This is a genomic window from Janthinobacterium silvisoli (assembly GCF_014200725.1).
Taxonomy (GTDB): Bacteria; Pseudomonadota; Gammaproteobacteria; order Burkholderiales; family Burkholderiaceae_D; genus Janthinobacterium.
Map to the genome: position 1 here is coordinate 17,803 of NZ_JACHCL010000004.1, position 19,418 is coordinate 37,220.

General features: G+C 59.8%; 12 protein-coding genes. 3 read left to right on the forward strand and 9 right to left on the reverse strand.

All coding sequences use genetic code 11. From position 1 onward, the window contains the following. The first annotated feature begins 23 nt into the window (after window positions 1-23). Window positions 24-1,463 carry an aldehyde dehydrogenase family protein gene (locus HDE75_RS19095; protein WP_183679843.1) on the forward strand — a complete coding sequence of 480 codons (1,440 nt, stop codon included), beginning with the start codon at window positions 24-26 and terminating at the stop codon, window positions 1,461-1,463. After that, complete coding sequence (locus tag HDE75_RS19100) at window positions 1,450-2,385, forward strand: AraC family transcriptional regulator (RefSeq protein ID WP_183679841.1); 936 nt, start codon at window positions 1,450-1,452, stop codon at window positions 2,383-2,385. The genes HDE75_RS19095 and HDE75_RS19100 overlap by 14 nt, the downstream gene beginning before the upstream one ends. Here HDE75_RS19100 and HDE75_RS19105 read toward each other — a convergent pair. The 5 genes from HDE75_RS19105 to hppD all read right to left on the reverse strand — a co-directional run bounded on the left by HDE75_RS19105 (window position 2,367) and on the right by hppD (window position 14,000). Next, complete coding sequence (locus HDE75_RS19105; protein ID WP_183679839.1) at window positions 2,367-4,148, reverse strand: M14 family metallopeptidase; 1,782 nt, start codon at window positions 4,146-4,148, stop codon at window positions 2,367-2,369. The two genes, HDE75_RS19100 and HDE75_RS19105, sit on opposite strands and share 19 nt — an antisense overlap. Window positions 4,149-4,373: 225 nt before the next feature. Further along, window positions 4,374-7,091 carry a TonB-dependent receptor plug domain-containing protein gene (locus tag HDE75_RS19110; protein WP_183679837.1) on the reverse strand — a complete coding sequence of 906 codons (2,718 nt, stop codon included), beginning with the start codon at window positions 7,089-7,091 and terminating at the stop codon, window positions 4,374-4,376. Between the two features lie 219 nt (window positions 7,092-7,310). Then, complete coding sequence (locus HDE75_RS19115; protein WP_183679835.1) at window positions 7,311-8,834, reverse strand: S41 family peptidase; 1,524 nt, start codon at window positions 8,832-8,834, stop codon at window positions 7,311-7,313. A 168-nt stretch (window positions 8,835-9,002) separates the two neighbouring features. Then, the gene (locus tag HDE75_RS19120) at window positions 9,003-12,605 is read right to left on the reverse strand and encodes an indolepyruvate ferredoxin oxidoreductase family protein (RefSeq protein WP_183679833.1); all 3,603 of its coding nucleotides are present in this window, start codon (window positions 12,603-12,605) and stop codon (window positions 9,003-9,005) included. 267 nt (window positions 12,606-12,872) lie between these two features. Beyond that, window positions 12,873-14,000, reverse strand: a complete 1,128-nt coding sequence (gene hppD / locus HDE75_RS19125; RefSeq protein ID WP_183679831.1) for a 4-hydroxyphenylpyruvate dioxygenase — start codon at window positions 13,998-14,000, stop codon at window positions 12,873-12,875. Window positions 14,001-14,125: 125 nt separating this feature from the next. On the opposite strand from hppD, the gene HDE75_RS19130 reads away from it, so the two are divergent. Beyond that, window positions 14,126-14,650 carry an Lrp/AsnC family transcriptional regulator gene (locus HDE75_RS19130; RefSeq protein WP_034783525.1) on the forward strand — a complete coding sequence of 175 codons (525 nt, stop codon included), beginning with the start codon at window positions 14,126-14,128 and terminating at the stop codon, window positions 14,648-14,650. An 11-nt stretch (window positions 14,651-14,661) separates the two neighbouring features. Here HDE75_RS19130 and HDE75_RS19135 read toward each other — a convergent pair whose 3' ends face one another. The 4 genes from HDE75_RS19135 to HDE75_RS19150 all read right to left on the reverse strand — a co-directional run bounded on the left by HDE75_RS19135 (window position 14,662) and on the right by HDE75_RS19150 (window position 19,291). Next, a complete protein-coding gene (locus tag HDE75_RS19135; protein WP_183679829.1) occupies window positions 14,662-15,366 on the reverse strand; it encodes a GNAT family N-acetyltransferase in 705 nt (234 codons plus the stop codon). Between the two features lie 90 nt (window positions 15,367-15,456). Further along, window positions 15,457-16,563 carry a multifunctional CCA tRNA nucleotidyl transferase/2'3'-cyclic phosphodiesterase/2'nucleotidase/phosphatase gene (locus tag HDE75_RS19140; protein WP_183679900.1) on the reverse strand — a complete coding sequence of 369 codons (1,107 nt, stop codon included), beginning with the start codon at window positions 16,561-16,563 and terminating at the stop codon, window positions 15,457-15,459. Between the two features lie 12 nt (window positions 16,564-16,575). Continuing rightward, entirely contained in the window at window positions 16,576-17,292 is a 717-nt protein-coding gene (locus tag HDE75_RS19145; RefSeq protein WP_183679827.1) for a glutathione S-transferase family protein, read from the reverse strand. Window positions 17,293-17,305: 13 nt separating this feature from the next. Beyond that, window positions 17,306-19,291 carry a lytic transglycosylase domain-containing protein gene (locus HDE75_RS19150; RefSeq protein WP_183679898.1) on the reverse strand — a complete coding sequence of 662 codons (1,986 nt, stop codon included), beginning with the start codon at window positions 19,289-19,291 and terminating at the stop codon, window positions 17,306-17,308. Window positions 19,292-19,418 lie beyond the last annotated feature (127 nt).

Below are 19,418 nucleotides of genomic sequence, written 5' to 3' on the forward strand. Positions count from 1 at the left end.
AATTCACATTTAGCGGAGCTAACATGAAGACCATCGACCAGATCTACATCAACGGCCAATTCCTCACCCCACACGGCACGCAGCAGCAGGAATTGATCAATCCCAGCACCGGCCAGGCAGCTGCCCGCGTGGTCCTCGGCGACGCCACCGACGTCGATGCGGCCGTCGCCGCCGCCAAGGCGGCCTACCCTGCCTACTCGCGCAGCAGCAAGCAGGAACGCATGGAGATCTTGCAGCGCCTGCATGAAGCCGTGGCCGCCCGCAGCGAAGAACTGGTGCAGGTGATGGTCGAAGAATATGGCGGCACCCTGGCATTTTGCCGCGCCAGCGTACAGCGCGCATCGAACACCTTCCTGCAAACCAAACAGTTACTGGAAACTTTTGATTTTGTGCGCACGGCCGGTTCGGCGCGCGTGGTGCTCGAACCGCTGGGCGTGGTCGGCATCATCACGCCGTGGAATTCCAGCTACGGTTTTATCTGCAGCAAACTGGCCACCGCACTGGCCGCCGGCAGCACGGCCGTCATCAAACCCAGCGAATTGAGCGCCGCCCAGACCCAGATCCTGACCGAATGCCTGCATGCAGCGCAGCTGCCGCCCGGCCTGTTCAACATCGTCAACGGCAGCGGCGAAATCGTCGGCAACGCCATCACGGCCCACCCCGACATCGCCAAGATTTCGTTTACGGGTTCGACGGCCGTCGGTAAACACATCGCCCGCGGCGCCGTCGATACCCTGAAACGCGTGACGTTGGAGTTGGGCGGCAAATCGCCGAATGTGCTGCTGGACGATGCGGACCTGGATCTCGCCATTCCCACTGCCGTCGCCGCCTTCACCTTCAACAGCGGCCAGGCCTGCCTGGCGGGCACGCGTCTGATCGTGCCAGCCAGCCGCCTGGAAGAAATCAAGCAGCGCATCAAGGTGGCCGTCGATGCCTTGCACGTAGGCGACCCGGCCAAGGCCGATACGCAGATCGGGCCGCTGGTCAACGCCGCCCAATATGCACGCGTGCAGCGCTATATCGCGCTGGGTACAGAGCAAGGCGCCACCTTGCTGACGGGCGGCGCCGGCCATCCGGCAGGGCTGGAAAACGGCTATTTCGTCAAGCCGACCGTGTTTTTCAACGTGCGCAACGACATGGCCATCGCACGCGAAGAGATCTTTGGCCCGGTACTATCCATCATCAGCTACGACAGCGAAGCAGAAGCCATCGCGATTGCCAACGACACAGTCTATGGCTTGCAAGCCTATGTCAGTTCAGGCGACCCTGCGCGCGCCAACCGGGTAGCGGCGCAACTAGTGGCAGGCCGCGTCTTCATCAACGGCCTGTATGACGAACCGCTGGCGCCTTTCGGCGGCTTCAAGCAATCGGGCATAGGCCGCGAATTCGGCACCTATGGCCTGGAAGCTTACCTTGAGCCGAAAGCCATGATGGGCTACTCTGCTAGCAATGAAACCGATTGATTCCACATCCGCTTCCACCACGCTGGCCATGCTGCGTGCAGAAGCGCTCGCGCTGTTCCAGGGTCTGCCCGTGGCGCAGCGCGAGCTGCCGACGGCGCTGCCCTACCTGTCCTTCATCCGCTTTACGCAGACGACGGAACTCAATCGTGGCATGCTGGAGCCGTCGATGTGCCTGGTGCTGCAAGGGGAAAAGACGATCCTGATCGGCCAGCAGATCACCAATTACGGCGCCGGCAGCTATGTGGTGTCGGCGATCGACTTGCCCGTCTCGGGCCAGGTGTCGTTAGCCACGCCGGAACAGCCGTATATTGGCCTGCGCATCGCCCTCGATGCGCGCGAACTGGCGGCGCTGGTGATCGACATGCAGCTGGCCGTGCCCGACAGCCGGCGCAAGCAGCCTGCTCCAGCCTATGTCGAAGAAGCCGATACGGAATTACGGGAGGCGTTTTTGCGGCTGCTGCGCATGCTGAAAAAACCGCAGGACCTGGCGGCCATCGGCCCCCTGCTGAAACAGGAAATCCTGTACCGCTTGCTGACGGCGCGCGGCGGCGAAGCGCTGTACGAGAGCGTGACGGCGCACGCGCAAGAAAAAGGCGTCAGCGAAGCCATGCTGTGGATCAAACACCATTATGACCAGCCCTTGAAAATCGAGCAGCTGGCGAAATCGGTCAGCATGAGTGTATCGAGCCTGCACCACCGCTTCAAGGCGCTCACCGTGATGAGCCCCCTGCAATATCAAAAGCAGATCCGTTTGCTAGAAGCGCGTAAACTCCTGTTGACGGGAAAACTGGAAGCGGCCACCGTGGCTTACCAGGTAGGCTATGAAAGCCCGTCCCAGTTCAGCCGCGAATACCGGCGCCTGTTCGGCGCCCCGCCGCTACAGGATATGCAATACCTGAAGCATCACGAACCGGTCTTGTAGAGCGCCGGGGCCACATCAGTGCGCAGCACCGGATACAGATTCAGACGCTCGTCCCAGGAACTGTGGCGGCGGGCGAAAAACTCCAGGCGCGCGCGCGGGTTGGCCGCAAAAGCCGGGTCGCTGGCCAGCTTGGCCTTGAAGGTCGCGGCCAGTGCAGGGTCGGCCGCCATCTGCGCACGCGCCACGTCTTCGGCCACATAATCCTCCATGTATTCCTTGCGCTCGAAGGCCGTATTGAAACTGCCCCAGGCCAGCAGCGAATCGGGTGCGCGCGGCTCCAGCAGCGCCATCACCAGGCGCGCCTTCGGCTGGGCAATCGGTACATACAGCGAACCTGCACCGATCTCGCGTTCTTCTTTTTGCCATTCACCCTCGACGCTGGCCGTCTGGCGGCTCTCGAACGATTGGGCGCCAAATTTCACTTGCGTGGCGCGGAAGGTTTGCACCGGCTGCTTGCCGAATCCTGTTTTCAGCACTTGATAGGACACGCCATGCTGGCGCAGTTTTTCCGCCACCATGACCGCTTGCGCGGCTGGCACCAGGTAGCCGGCTTGCGGCGCCTCGACCTGTAGCTTGGGCACGATTTCGTCGCGCAGCGGCACAGTCCACAACTGCGGCGTCTTTTCATCGTAGCGTGTCATCAGGGCGCCCGATACGTCGGACAAGGTACGCGTGTAGGCATAACCGCGAAACTCGATCTGGTGGCTTTTTTCAGTGGTCGTGTAACTGAGAGGCACGGTGGCGCCAGCCAGTGCGCTGGCGCGCACATCGGCTTGCTGCGTGATGCTGCGCCACTGCGCACCGTGCGCGGCCATTTGCGACAGCAGCGAGACGATGGTGTTGTGCGTGATGCGCACGCGGGTCGGATAATCCTTCCACGAGTGGGTTTCCACCAGCATGCCGAAGCGGTTGCGCAGCAAGAAGTAGCCGTGCGAAAAGCGCGGATTCGGCGTCGAATCGACAAAACCCGATTGCGGATTGTCTTCTTCGGCAAACGACATATAAAACGGCTTCGGGTCCGAGCCCTGTTTCGCCAGGTCGGCCAGCACATTGTCGCGCAAGGCCGTGCCGGCTACGCGCAAGTCGGCGTCGCCCGCATGCACGGGTTCGACCTGGATCGAGATATCGGGTTCGAACTGCGCGCCATCGGTGACGTGCAAGTCCACATAGGCCAGCGGGTCCCATTGATTCACCAGCGCCAGCATATGCTGCATCTCGGGCGCATCGGCCTTCATGTAGTCGCGGTTCAGGTTAAAGTTTTGCGCCGTGCTGCGCCAGCCCATTTCCACCGGGCCGCGCTGGTTGGGACGGTTCCACTGGCCGAAGCGCTCATGGCCATCGATATTAAACACGGGCACGAACAACAGCACCTGCTTGTCGAGCGCACCGGGCGCTACCTTCCCTTCCAGTACTTCGCGCAGCGCCAGGAAACCGGCATCCTTGCCATCGATTTCGCCGGAGTGGATGCCGCCCTGCACCAGCAGCACCGGCAGCTTGCGGCGCGTCGCCTCGGCAGCCGTCAGGGCACCCGTATTGCTGACGGCCAGCGCCAGCATGGGACGGTTTTCCGGCGTGCGGCCAAATTCAAAGCAGCGTACCTGCTTCGGGTAGGCTTGCTGGAAGGCGCTGCACAGCTTGACCACTTCATCGTAGCGGCCGGTTTTCAGGAAACCGGAGCGTTCGGAAATCGTGGTTAGCGTATCGGATGCGGCATGGGCCAGCGGAGTGGCCAGCATGGCCAGTAACAGGGCGGAACGTAACATGGGTGAGACTCCAGATCGATGGCAAACAAGGTAGCCGGAAATTATAGACCGCTTTGCCACGATAACCGGCATGCCACGGTCCATGTATTGAAGTATGAAACAAGTACAAGAAAGCTATTCAAGCAATACAAACATGTAAAAAAGCGCCCGAGCCGGGGTGGCCGGGGCGCTTTTTGAGGATGGCTGGCAAGACCTTACGATCGATACCAGGCCGTCAGACAGGCATCAGAAGTGGTAATTGAACTCTACCCAGCCCTGGCGTCCTTGCGGGCTGTAGCTGCCCACCGGGTAGTACGGCCAGCCGCCCGTATCGTCACGCTTGATGGTGTCGAGCACGTTATTGACGATCAGCGATACGGTGGCGCGGTCGTTGATCTGATACACGGTGCTGATATTGGCCAGCGCCGTCGGTGTCAGGTAAGCCGTGCCGGCACCGTTAGGTATCTTGCCGTAGCGGCTGACCAGCAAGGTATTCGACCACTTTCCCGCGCTCCAGTTGACGCTCAGGTTCAGCTTGTCCGGCCAATCCGTGTTGGTCAGGTCTTTGGTGCCGTCGATCACTTCATCGCCCGCAAACTGCTGCGATTTGTTGGTCAACACTTTCGAATAATTGGCCTTGAAGGCAAAGCGGCCATAGTTATTTGTAGGTACCAGATACTTCAGGCTGATATCGATACCGCTGGTGCTTTGACTGGCAGCATTGATCGGGTTGACGGTGATGGTCTTGATCTCGCCGGCACGGTTCAATGCGTCGCTTGCGTAGCGCTGGACGCGCGCCAGGGTATCGACGCAGGTCGGCGACGTGATATCGAGTTTACCCAGACGGCAATCGGCTTCGTCGCGCAAGATCTTGTCGGCGCTCAGGTTGGTCACCAGGTCCGTGATCTTGATGTTCCAGTAATCGACCGAGACATCGAAATTGGTGCTTGGCGACCAGACGGCGCCCACGCCGAAGGACTTGCCTTTTTCCGACTGCAGATCCTTGCTGCCGTTCTGGATGTAATCGGCGCCAGGCGAGAGGTTGGCGTAATCGCACTTGTCGATATCCTGTTTCGCGGCACCGCAGCGGTAGTAGTCGGTGGTGCTCGAATAATAGCCCGTGCCGCGCGCCTTGTAGATATAGTTCATGTCCGGTGCGCGGAAGCTGGTGGCGTAGTTGGCGCGGAACAGCAGGTCTGGCGCAGGACGCAGCTCCAGCCCACCGTTATAGGTGAACTTGCCATCGTTGCGGCCGGCAAAGCTGTAGCGGTCATAACGGCCAGCCAGGGTGGCGATCAGCTTTTCATGCAGCGGCAAATTGAGCTCGGCGCCCAGTGCACCGCGGGTACGCGTACCGGCCGTGATGTCGGACTGGGTGGCGACGTTGAAGTAGCCGGCGTTCAGGCGCGGGTCAGGCACATTGCTGAAGCCTTGCTTGCCCAGTTCTGCGATGGTGGCCACTTTCGCCACGCCGCCCGGCAGCTGGAACAGGTCGCCATTGGTGGACAGGCTCAGGGTATTGGTCCATGCCTTGTCGTCGCTGTCCGAATTACCCGTGATGCTATTGAATTCGGCCGGCGTCAACCGGCGCGACAGGCGCGCAGGATCAGGTGCATAGATAGGCACGCCATTGGCGTCGGTGCCCAGTTTCGGCCCCAGGAAGAAGGTATCGATATTGGCCAGTGCGCGCGGCGTATGGCTCTCGCTCTTGTACAGGGACGCGTTGTAGTTGGCTTCATACTGCCAGGACGCGGTGCCCGGAATACGGCCCTTGGCGCCGATCGAAATAGCGGTAGCCAGGTCGTCCCACTTGCGGTTGTAGCGCGATACGCCGCCGATTTCTTCTGGCGAGATGTAGCGCGTCCATGCTTCGTAATTACCCGTGTTCTGGTTCTTGAAATAGCTGCTGCCCGTCGACGACGACGTCCACGACGGTCCGCGCGTATTGTTCTCGGTGGCGTTTTTGCCGATCAGGAAATCGGCGAACAGCGTGGTCTCCGGCGACAGCTCATAATTGGCGCTGCCGAATACGTTCTGGCTCTTGTTCTTGGTCTGCGTGGTCCAGTAGGTCGGGCCTACTTTCGGGCTGGCGCAATACGTACCGTTCTTGGCCTGGTACTTGACGACGCTGCCGCCAAACAAGTCACCGAACTGGTTGCAGGTGTCGCCCAGGTCCTGGTAGGTACCCGAGGTACCCGCTTTGACCACGCGGCGCGAAGCGATATTGGTTGGCGTGCCGCCTTTGGTGGCCATGAAATCGCGGTCCAGGCTGGACAGCGGATCGCGCTGGCTCAGTTCCACGCTGAACAAGGTATGCAGCTTGTCGAAATTGCCGCCGCCCGTCACCTGCACGCGCTGGTTGCCTGCGCCACCGCGCGTGGTGCCGCCGGCCTTGACGTTGACATCAATGCCTTCCGTCTGTTTTTTCAGGATCACGTTGACCACGCCGGCAATCGCATCCGAACCGTAGATGGCCGACGCGCCGCCGTTGAGGATCTCGATGCGGTCGACGATGCTCGACGGGATATTGGCCAGGTTGGTGAAGTTGACCGTACCTTCATAGGCGACCGGGAAATCGGCAAGACGGCGGCCGTTCAGCAGGATCAAGGTATGGTTCGGGCCCAGGCCGCGCAGGCTGATGGTATTGGCCGATGGCGTAAAGGTATTGCCGAAGTCTTCGCCTTGCGTAAAACCGCTGTTCTGCACCTGGTTGCTCAACGCATCGAAGACGTTTTTATAACCCTGCCTGGTGATCTCTTCACCGGTCAGGATGGTCACCGACGACGGGCCTTCCAGGCTGGCGCGCGGAATGCGCGAGCCGGTCACGACGACGGCCTGGGGAGTGGTTGCGGATACTGTGTCGGCGGTGGGCGACTGCGTCTGCGCGTGCACCTGCCATGTAGCGCCACTCAGCGCGGCCAGAATGACCACGCTGAGGGGTTTTAGTTTGAATTGTGTTGACATTTTTGCGCTTCTCGATGTTGGAGAAGGGCGAAGGTATCAAAATGCCAGTGACTTCAAAACGAATGGTTTCACTTATGTATATATCGTTATTGTTATATAGAAATATTTCTCTACATCTAAGGGTACGGCCTCCAACAACGGCATGCGCATAAAAAAAACGCCGGGATAAATCCCGGCGTCATGCTCGCAGCCTAAGGTTTTCCAGCGTTACGGGACCGATTACCGCACCGAAATCTCGCGGTATTGGGGACGCAGCAAACGCATGGCCGTGGCGCTGGATTCGACCGATTGGCTCAGCAGTTGCGCCTTACCTGTAGGCAAGCTGCAACTCTTGTTGTTGCGGTATTGCAACGCCAGCGCCAGCATGCCTTCCGCCGGATCGCCCAGTGCGTGCTGGTAATCATCGCTGGCCGCACAGGTGGGTGCGATGCCGTCGGCATAATCGCCAAAGCCCTTGGCGTTGACACCCTTGAAGTTGATGGCGAAATAGGTGGTGCCGCAATTGGGCTGAGGATAGAAGCCGTACGGCTTGCCGCAGGTAGTGCCACCGATCAAGTTCACTTCCACGTCCACGCCACGCAGGCCGTTGATGATCGCTTCACTGGCCGAGCAGGTTCCCGCCGTGGTCAGCACGGTGACCTTTTTCAAGCCCAGGTAAGGCAGGGCGATGTTTTTCTGCACCGGATTCGGCGCGGCAAAGCCGATGCTGCGTGCATGGAAAGGTACGGGCGCATCGGGTTTTGTCTTGTCGTTATAGACAGTTTGTTCAAACGTCTTGCCTGTCGTTTGCTGCGGTCCGGCAATCATGTAAGCCAGTTCGCTGGCCACGTCAAGCAAGCCGCCGCCGTTATAGCGCACGTCAAGCACCAGGTCGCTGACACCGGCCGTCTGGAACGATTGCATCGCTTCGATCAACTGACGCTCGGAAACATAGTTGTGCGTGTTAAAGGTCAGATAACCCACCTTGCCGGTCGGCGTCGTGATGACTTTCGTGTTTTGCACGGCCGTGGTGCTGATATCGCCGGCGGTCATGGTGGCACTGATCGGGGTGCCGTTACGGCTGAACACCAGGGTATGGCTGACTTTCTGGTCGGGGAAGATGCCTGCATTGAGCGTATCCACGCTGGCCGTATCGCCAGCGTTGACGAAATCGACACCATCGACGCGCTGCAGCACATCGCCCCGCTGCAAACCGGCCAAGGCGGCCGGCGAGCCTGGCTCGATCATGGCCACGACTGCCTTGCGTGGCGGACTCAAGCTGTCGTAAGCCATCAGGAAACCGTAACCGAACTCAACGCCACTCTGCGACGCTTCCCACTCGGCCGTTGTATAAGTGAAATGGAACTGGTCTTTTTGCTTGCCGGAAGCCGTGGTGGCATAGGTTTTCAGCACATCGAAATAGGCGGGCGCGGTGCTGTAGTTTTGTGCCAGATAAGTATTGGGAACTTCGTTGTACCACAGATAACTTTCATCGATCCAGCTGCGGACCCAGTCCTGCTCGTTGCGCAAGGTGCCTGGCTTGTCGGTGCTATTGCCGGCACGGGGCTTTTCGCAGCGGTTGGCCAACGTGGAGGAAGGTGCCAGTACCGTAGCGCCACCGTTGTTGCCACCATTGTTGCCACCATTGCCGGTGCTGCTACCATTGCCCGGCGTACTGGTCGCTGGTGCGGAACTGTCGCCGCCACCACCGCAGGCGGCCAGCATGAGCAGGCTCGCCAGGCTCAAACATTGCAACGCTTTCATTCCAACACCTTTCCACATAGAAACAATAATTATAGTGGGGCTGAATATAAATGTGTTACCAAATTTAATACTTCAAAGGCCAATACAATAGCCCGTTCGCCGCTATGCGGGCCAGACGTAAAAATGGCGCCCGCAGGCGCCATCTCGTACTTCAACTTGCCAGACGGATCAAACCACGGGCGTTGCCACGGCAGGCACAGGCACGACCGTCGAAGGCACGGCAGGTGGGGCATTGAAGGCGATGATCAGGCTTGCCTCCTTTTCCTTGGCTGCCGTCAAATGACGCTCTTTCACGTGGCCGTAACCACGGATGTCTTCCGGTATGCTGGCAATCGCCACGGCTTGCGCCAGCTTGGCTGTCGTCAGTTTCGGCAACAGCGCACCCACGGTTTGACGGTACTCGGCGATCAGCGCGCGTTCCATCTTGCGCTCGGCTGTGTAGCCAAACACGTCCAGCGCACCGCCACGCAAGCCCTTGAACTTGGCCAGCAGACCAAAAGCCTTCATCATCCACGGGCCGAATTCCTTCTTGACCAGATGACCCTGGGCATCCGTCTTGGCGAACAGCGGCGGCGCCAGATGGAATTTCAGCTTGACGTCGCCTTCGAACATGGCGTCGATCTTCGCCTTGAAAGCGCCATCCGTGTACAGGCGCGCCACTTCATACTCGTCCTTGTACGCCATCAGCTTGTAGAAGTAGCGGGCCACAGCTTCCGTCAGGCGCAGATGCGGGCCATTCAGGGCGCTTTCAGCGGCGCGTACCTGTTTGATGAAGTCCAGGTACTGCTGCGCATAGGCGCGGTCCTGGTAAGCCGTCAGCAATTGCACGCGTTTTTCGATGATGTCGTCCAGGGTTTCGATGCGCTTGAACTCGACCACCTTGGCAGGCGTGGTCATGCGTACCAGGCTGGCGGCATCATGGGCGCCTGCGCGGCCCCAGTTGAAGGCGGCCTTGTTGAACGCCACCGAGACGTTGTTCAAGTCGATCGCTTTCATGATGGATGCTTCGGTGAGCGGCACTTTGCCCTTTTGCCAGGCGTAGCCGAGCATGAACATATTGGTCGCAATCGAGTCGCCCATCAGCGCCGTGGCGATCTGGCCCGCGTCGATGAAATCCACATGGTCGCTGCCACAGGCCTTTTCAATTTCCAGGCGCGCACCGGCGCCGGGGAATTGCCAGTCCGGGTTTTTCACGAAGGCGGCCGTCGACGAGCTGGTCGAGTTGATCATGGCCCAGCTGCGGCCCTCGCCCATGCGCGACAGGGCGTCGCGGCTGGCCGTGACGATCAGATCGCAGCCGATCACCAGATCGGCCGCACCGGTGCCGACGCGGGTCGAGTGGATGTCTGCCTGACGGTCTGCCAGGCGTACGTGCGACATCACGGGGCCGCCCTTTTGCGCCAGGCCGCTCATGTCCAGCACGGAACAGCCCTTGCCTTCCACGTGCGCCGCCATCGCCAGAATCTGGCCGACAGTCACCACGCCGGTGCCGCCGATACCGGTCACCAGGATACCGAACGGTTCGGCGGTCGATGGAATCTGCGGCGTCGGCAAGGCCGGCACGGCAGGTCCGCCTTTATCGGCGGCAGCTGCTTTCTTCGGCTTTTTCAAGCCGCCGCCTTCCACCGTCACGAAGCTTGGGCAAAAGCCCGTGGTGCACGAAAAATCCTTGTTGCAGGACGACTGGTTGATCTGGCGCTTGCGGCCCAGATCTGTTTCCAGCGGTTCCACCGACAGGCAGTTCGATTGCACGGAACAGTCGCCGCAGCCTTCGCAGACGGCTTCGTTGATCACGGCGCGCTTGGCCGGGTCCGGGTATTCATTGCGTTTCCGGCGGCGGCGTTTTTCCGAGGCGCAGGTCTGGTCGTAGATCATGGCCGACACGCCCGGCATGTCGCGCAGTTCACGCTGCACATCCATCAATTCCGAACGGTGGCGCACGGTGACGCCTTCTGCCCAGGCGTAATCGGATGGGTATTTTTCAGGTTCGTCGGTGACGACGATGATCGGGCCCACGCCTTCGGCCGCGATCTGGCGCGAAATGATGGCCGGCGACAGCGGGCCATCGAATTCCTGGCCGCCCGTCATGGCGACTGCATCGTTGAACAGAATCTTGTAGGTGATATTGACCTTGGCCGACACCGCGGCGCGGATCGCCAGGATGCCCGAGTGGAAATACGTGCCGTCACCCAGATTGGTGAACACGTGTTTTTCATTCGTGAACGGCGCCTGCCCGACCCAGGTCACGCCTTCGGCGCCCATATGGGTAAACGTCGAGGTTTCGCGGTCCATCCACAGCACCATGTAGTGGCAGCCGATGCCGGCCAGCGCGCGCGAGCCTTCAGGCACCTTGGTCGAGCTGTTATGCGGGCAGCCCGAGCAGAAGAACGGCGTGCGGTCTTTTTGCGGATCGGGTTTGACGCTGATCGCCTTGAGCACGTTTTCCTTCGCTTCCAGGTAAGCGATGCGTTCCTTGACGCGCTGCTCGACCGGATGGCCCGCGTAGTAGCGCGAAATGCGGCTGGCAATGGCGCGGGCGATCATCGCCGGGTTCAGCTCATAGGTGGCCGGCAGCAGCCAGTCGCCGTGGCCGGTGCCCTTCTGGTTGCTCCATTCGCCCGTGTCGTCGAACTTGCCGACCACGCGCGGACGCTCGCCATCCTTCAGGTTATACAGTTCTTCCTTCAGCGCGTATTCGAGGATCTGGCGTTTTTCTTCCACCACCAGGATTTCGTCGAGGCCCTTGGCAAATTCATGCACGCCATCCGCTTCCAGCGGCCAGGTCATGCCGATCTTGTACAGGCGGATGCCGATGTCGGACGCGGTCTGTTCATCGATGCCCAGGTCGGCCAGCGCCTGGCGCGTGTCCAGGTAGGATTTACCGGCCGTGATGATGCCGATACGCGCTTTCGGGCTGTCCCAGATGATTTTATTGAGCTTGTTGGCGCGCGCATAAGCCAGCGCGGCATACCATTTATAGCTGTTCATCCGCACTTCCTGCTCCAGCACCGTGTCTGGCCAGCGGATGTTCAAGCCGCCTTGCGGCATTTCAAAGTCGGTCGGCAGGGTGATTTGCACGCGGTCCGGATCGAAATCGACGGCGGCGCCGGACTCGATGATGTCGGTCACGCATTTCATCGAGACCCACAAGCCCGTGTAGCGGCTCATAGCCCAGGCGTGCAGACCGTAATCGATGTATTCCTGCACCGACGATGGGTACAGCACGGGGATGCCGCAGGCGTTCAGGATATGGTCGGACTGGTGCGCCGTGGACGAAGATTTCGCTGCATGGTCATCACCGGCCAGCACCAGCACGCCGCCATGCTTGGCTGAACCCGCATTGTTGGCGTGCTTGAAGACGTCGCCGCAGCGGTCTACGCCAGGGCCTTTGCCGTACCACATGCCGAACACGCCATCGTATTTGGCATCTTCAAACAGATTGGTTTGCTGAGTGCCCCAGACAGCCGTGGCGGCCAGGTCTTCGTTCAAACCAGGGTGGAATTTGACGTGGTGTTCGTCCAGGTATTTCTTGGCTTTCACGGCCGTCATGTCGACGGAAGTGACGGGCGAACCACGGTAGCCGGTGATGTAGCCGGCCGTGTTCAAGCCCGCTTTCAAGTCGCGTTCACGCTGCATCATTGGCAGGCGTATCAACGCTTGGGTACCCGTCATGAAGGCGCGCCCGCGCTCCAGGGTATATTTGTCGTTCAGTGAGATTTCAGCTGCGTGCGTGCCTGGCTCTAGTTCCGAGCCTTTTAGGGGTGCGTTCATTATGTGTCTCCATTATTCTCTGTACTACGCCGTGCCAAGTCGCTTGAACTCAGACGTACCGGCCTTGCCTTGTGGGCAGGCCAGTGCGGAAAAATGACTGATAGTCATAGACTAGCACAGGAATGCGCACAGTTCTTTGCTGCACTGCATTCCTGTCGGGCGCTCTTTTACTACTTGTTGTTACATCAAACGAAAGCCGGGGTCAGTTCTGAGGAATCGGAAGGTGAGCCACTGGCACGCCTTCCCCCGCCGGGTCTGACCCCAGTTTTAAGCTTCAGTTTTATCCTGCAACACGCCACGCTTGATCTGATCGAGTTCGATCGATTCAAACAGCGCGCGGAAATTGCCTTCGCCGAAACCCTGGTCGCCCTTACGCTGGATGATTTCAAAGAAGATCGGGCCGATCACTGTCTGCGTAAAGATTTGCAGCAGCAGTTCGCGCTCGTTTTCCGTGCTGTGGCCATCGATCAGGATGCGCAGACGGCGCAATTCTTCCAGCTGCTCGCCATGATTCGGCAGGCGGCGGTTGACCAGTTCGTAATACGTCTCGATGGTGTCCTGGAAGTCGATGCCAGTGTCGCGCATGCCTTGCACCGACGCATAAATATCGTCCGTACCCAGGGCGATGTGCTGAATACCTTCGCCGTGATAGGCGTCCAGGTATTCGGCGATCTGCGACTTGTCGTCCGACGATTCATTGATCGGGATGCGGATCTTGCCACATGGCGAAGTCATGGCTTTGGACTTGAGGCCCGTCAGCTTGCCTTCGATATCGAAGTAGCGCACTTCGCGGAAATTGAACAGGCTTTCGTAAAAGCTGGCCCATTCCTTCATGCGGCCACGGTGCACATTGTGCGTCAGGTGGTCGATATAGGTCAGGCCATGGCCGACCGGATTGGCGACGGCGCCGGGAATGGCGACGAAGTCCACGTCATAGATGCTGATGTCGCCGATGCCGCCCGGCGCTGCCGCGCCTTCCTTGTCCGCGCCCTTGCCGCGCCAGCGGTCAACGAAATACAGCAAAGAATCGCCCACGCCCTTGATGGCGGGGATATTGAGTTCCATCGGGCCGGTTTTATTGTCGAAACCCCAGGCGCCCAGTTCCAGCGCGCGGCGGTACACGAAGGCGGCGTCATCGACGCGGATGGCGATGGCGCACACGGACGGGCCGTGATGGCGGGCAAAACGCTGCGCGAACGAATCTTGTTCGGCATTGATGATGAAATTGATGTCGCCTTGACGATACAGGGTGACATCTTTGTGGCGGTGGCGGGCGATGGCCGTAAAGCCCATGTTTTCGAACAGCTTGCCCAATGCTTTTGGGTCTGGTGCTGCGTATTCTACAAACTCGAAACCATCGGTACCCATCGGGTTATCCCAAGGCTGAAATTGCATGATGTCTCCTCCAAGAAGTAGCGCACAGTATAGGCGCGGTCTTCGGGCATTAAATGCCAAAGATCTCCCGATGTATCATGATTTGCGCAATAATATTGCGTGAAACTCGAACCACCGGAGGAAGCATGAGCAAAATTACGCTGGATAAAACCGACCGCAAGATCCTGTCTGTCTTGCAGGCCGACGGCCGCCTGTCCAATCAGGACGTGGCCGAGCAGGTCAGCCTGTCGCCATCGCCATGCTTGCGCCGGGTAAAACGCCTGGAAGAAGCAGGCGTGATCCGCCAGTACGTGGCCCTGCTGGACCCGGAAAAGATCGGCCTGGGCTTGCTGGCCTATGTCAACGTGCGGCTGGAAAAGCATAGCGACGCCACCGCCCACAGCACGGCGCGCGTATTGGCGCCCAATCTGGTGACGAATACCTCGCCGCGCGCCGACTTTGCTGTTGCTGTCGCGCAATGGCCAGAAGTGGTGGCCTGTTACGCGATGACGGGGGAAATGGATTATCTGCTGCGCGTGCATGTGGAAGACATGGAGCATTTTTCGCGCTTCATGATGGCGACCTTGCTGCGCCACCCGGCCGTGCTGGACGTGAAATCAAGCTTTGCCTTGCAGCGTATCAAGGATACGACGGCCCTGCCACTGCTGTAGGTTTGCAGTAATTACTGTGGCGGCGCCGCTTTCTTGCGGCCCGGCAAGCGTTCCAGTAGCTTGTAGGCAGCGCGCGCGTTGGCCTTGAAGGTGTAATCGAACATGGCGAACTGCTCCTGAACGGCTTCTTGCAGCATGCTGGACGGATTCGGCGGCAATACTTTCAAATAAGCATCGGCTTCGCCATAATCGCGCTGGATCTCCATGCCCGCCTTTTTGGCGATATGCATCATCGTCTTGTTGGAAGATAAGCAATGCATATACAGGGTATCGACATCATTGTTACGGCAGTGTATCGCCGCCCGCTGGAACAGCTTCGAGCCCACGCCCATGCCGCGCATGGATTTCGACACCGACACGCCAAATTCCGCCACCTGCTCCTTGGTCGTCACCACATGTTTGGACGGCGCCTTCTCTTTGGGCGCAAACGCCAGATGCCCTACGCCCACCAGCTTGAAGCTGCTGCTATATACGCCAAAAATCATATCGCGTGAGAAATTCATCTTTTGCACATACTGAGCGACCAGTTCATCGGGCAAGGCGCTGCCAAACCGTAGTAAGCGGTCACTCTTCTCCAGCGACAGGAAATGCTTCATCATGCGTCGGCGGTCGCGCTCATGCAGCTGCTTGACCAGCACGGTCGGACGCTCGCTGCCAGCGCCAGTGTTACTGAGCCAGCGCCTGAACGGGTTTTGAAATAATTTGGGTAAGCTCACGTCAACTCCTGGGGGGCGGTGCCACAGCACATTATCAAATAGCATTATTGTGCAGTGCAACATCCAGCGATTGTAGCCTATTCCCGAAGTTCAGGCTGACCGGCCATCGGCCAGCCCCAGGCGGGTCTTGACGGCCGCCACGCGCGCTGCATGGATGACGGCCGGGATGCTTTTGGGATCAGCACAGCCCTGCGCCAAGGCGCCCGCATCGACGGCGCGGGCAGCGTCCAGCCCTGCTTGCAGGAATGTAGCTTGCGGAAAATCATCACCCGCTCCACATTGCAAGGATTGCAACATCTGGCTAAACCGCTGCGGCTTGCGAAAACCGTCGCAGCGTTCGAACAGGCTGACCAGTTTTTCCGCCGGCAAGTTCAAGGCCATGCCAACAGCATCTGCTTCGCGCGCCACCATCACAGCCAGCTCGCGGCATTCATTGGGCACGCGCAAACGCAAGCTTATTTGATCAATCAAGCTGGTATCGACCTCCCGCATCAGCACGGCAAAGCGCACAGGCAAGTCGAGGCCGCGAACGGCCGCCTCATCGATCACCTGCAGCAAACGGGCATCGATGGGCAGTTCGGGCATGATGCGGACCAGCGCGCCACATTCTTGCAATACCATCAACATGCGCGAAGGATGGGCTTCCAGCAAGCCCTTGGCCACTTCCTGCCACACGCGCTCGGCCACCAGGGCGTCGACTTCGCCACCGGCCACCATGCTGCGCATCAACTCCATCGTCGCGGGCGCCACCGTGAAGCCGTCGAAACGGGCGGCAAAGCGGGCCAGGCGCAAGATGCGCACGGGGTCTTCAGCAAAGGCCTCGGATACATGGCGGAACACCTTGTTCTGGATGTCAGCCACACCGCCAAACGGATCGCTCAGGCTGCCATCATCGGCCTGGGCAATCGCGTTGATGGTCAGGTCGCGCCGCACCAGGTCCTCTTCCAGGGTCACGTCGGGCGCCGTATGAAACACAAAACCCCGGTAGCCGGGAGCCGTCTTGCGCTCGGTACGGGCCAGCGCATATTCTTCCTGCGTCTTCGGGTGCAGGAACACGGGGAAATCCTTGCCGACCGGGCGGAAACCCTTGCGCAGCATATCGTCGGGCGTAGCGCCCACGACCACATAATCGCGGTCCTTGATGGGCAAACCCAGCAGCTGGTCGCGCACCGCGCCGCCGACCGTGTAAATCTTCATCATATTTCTTCTTTAATCGGGTAAGGCAGCGTCGTGTCTGGGCGCCGTTTCCGTTTCCGCCAGTGCTTCGGCTATCCAGCGGGCCACGGCCGGTTGCGCCTTTACGCGCTCGCAATAGGCGTTCAGGGCCGGCGCCAGGCTCACGCCATAGGTATGGAAGCGCATCACGACGGGCGCAAAATAGGCGTCGGCAATGGAAAAGTCACCGAACAGGAACTGGTGGTGGCCAAAGCGCGACAAGCACTCTTCCCAGATTTCGCTGATGCGGCCGATATCCGCTTGCGCGGCAGCCGTGCGGCCACGGCCAGGCAAGCTGGCCTTGATATGCATCGACATGTCCGTACGCAAACCCGCAAAGCCCGCATGCATTTCGGCGCAGATGCTGCGCGCCATGGCGCGCGCGGCCACGTCTTGCGGCCACAAATGTTTATCGGGAAACTGCTCGGCCAGGTATTCGCAGATGGCCAGGCTGTCCCAGATGGTCATTTCACCGGCTAGCAGCACGGGCACCCGGCCGCAAGCCGAGTATTCGGCAATTTTATTCACGGTATCGCGCTGGTCGAGCAAGACGCGCACTTCCTGGAACGGGATGCCGAACGCCGTCATGGCCACCCATGGGCGCATCGACCAGGACGAGTAATTCTTGTTGCCGATGATCAGGGTCAGGCCTGGCTCGCGCGCAGCGGCCAGCGCTTGCGTCAGGCTGGGGTCGAGGATGGTGGTTTGCATGGATCAGCTATCTTTAGTTGGATGCCGGCAAGTCGGCGGAAATGGCGCTGTTTTTCGGTCCGACTGTCCCCAGGCGCGATTTCAGCGATTGCGGGCTCTTTTCAAACAGGGCGGCGTAATAGGTGGCGTTGGACATCACGTTTTTGACATAGCCGCGCGTTTCCGAATACGGAATCGTTTCCGCAAAGACGGCGCCTTCCAGCGGCCCCGTCATGGTGGCGCGCCAGATGCGCAAGCGGCCTGGTCCCGCGTTGTAGGCAGCGCTGGCCAGCACTTGCGAACCGTCGAGGCCGCCCAGCACCATGTTCAGGTAATTGGTGCCCAGCATGACGTTGGTGCGCACATCGCTCAAAGCTTCCACGACGAAATCCGTCAAGCCTATCTTCTTGGCCACGTAGCGGGCCGTCGATGGCATCACCTGCATCAGGCCGGAAGCGCCCACATGCGATTGCGCATCCATGATGAAACGCGATTCCTGGCGTATCAAGCCATATACCCAGGCTTTATCGAGGCCCAGCATTTGCGTGGCGGGATGCATCACGTCATCGTGCGGGGTCGGATAACGCTGCGTGTAATCGATTTCCAGGCGCGTGCGGTCCGAGGTATTGACCATGCGGTCGAGGATATTGTTTTGGCGTGCAAATTCGGCGGCAGCCAGATACTGGCGTTCCGTCATGCCGCGCAATTCCCAGTTCCATTCGCGCGTGCCTTCGAAACGCAAGCGCATATTGAAAAACTTCAGCGCCCGCTGCAAGCCGGGATTGGCGGCCATGGCGGCAATTTCTGTCGGGCTGACCGGTTTGCCGGGCGGTGGCAAGATCAAATGGTTGCCCAGTTCTTCGTTGGACAGCAGGCCATAGAAATTCGATTGGTCGGCAATCGTGCGGTACAGCGCCTCAGCTTGCGCATTCGGCCGTCCCGGCGTTTCGGCCTGCAAGGAGCGCGCCAGCCAATAAATCCAGGTGGGATCGTCGCGCAAGGCTTGCGGCATCGACTGGATCACGGATTTCACCAGCGGCCAGTTGCCTTCACGCAAGGCAATCCGCGCCTTCCACTGTATCTGTTCCGAGCTCAACGGTGCGCCCGCTGCTTTTTGCCAGTAGTCGGACGCTTCCGGCGCCAGCGCATACGAGGCTTGCAAGGCCAGGCTGGACCAGCCGATGGCGCGCTCTTGCGCCGTCAGCTTGGGGCTGGCTTTTTCCAGCGCCACCACACCCAGCTTCAAGGTGCTCCTGGCCATGCGGCCCACGGCCACCAGGTACATTTCATGGTCGGCGCGGCTCACGCCAGGTCCCTTGGCCAGCACCAGCGCCGGCAAGTCGATCGCTTGCGCCATTTTTGCATCGGAGGCGCCCAGCAGCAGCGCGATGCGGCGCGCCGGACCGGTGGCGTTGGTCTGGCCCGCCAGGCGGATCTGCGCCCATAAATCATTGCTGTCGAACTGGCCGCTTTGCGCCAGCGCGCCGATCAGGCTGCCGCACGCTTCGCCATAACCGGGCGGTGACAGCAGCAATTTACGCGCATCGGCCGCCACGTTCTGGCCCTTGGCCACTTTCGACATCAGCGCATAACATTTGAGCTGGGTATCGTCGTCGAGCACGAATTGGGGATATTGCTCGTCAAACACGACCCAGTCGCGCTTGCGGCCCAGTTCCAGCAGCCAGTCATTGCGGAAACGGTCGGCAATGGCGCTACCCTGGTAGCGGTTCAGGTAATCGCGGAACTGCGCTTCAGTGAGCTGCTTGATGCGCGGTTTCAGCCGATAATAGTCGACATACGATGGAATCTGGTAATTTGTCAGGCGGTCGGCATAAAAGTCCGCCTTCTCGATGTCGTCCTTGCGCGCGGCGTCGCGCAGCAGCAGGAAAGCATCGTCATCACTGCGCGTATCGGTGGCAAGCACCGGCGCAATGGCCGGTACGGCGCCTGCAGCGGCAGGGGTGGCAAGGGCCTGGGCCATGACAGCCAGGGGTGATATGGCCGACGCCGCACACAGCATCGTACCGGCAATCCATTTTAATGGCGAAATCAATGTACGACTCTCAATTCTAACTTGATGGCGATATGAACAGCGACCCTAGAATAACATGCGATCCGGCTATACGGCCACCCATCGCACCAGAGGA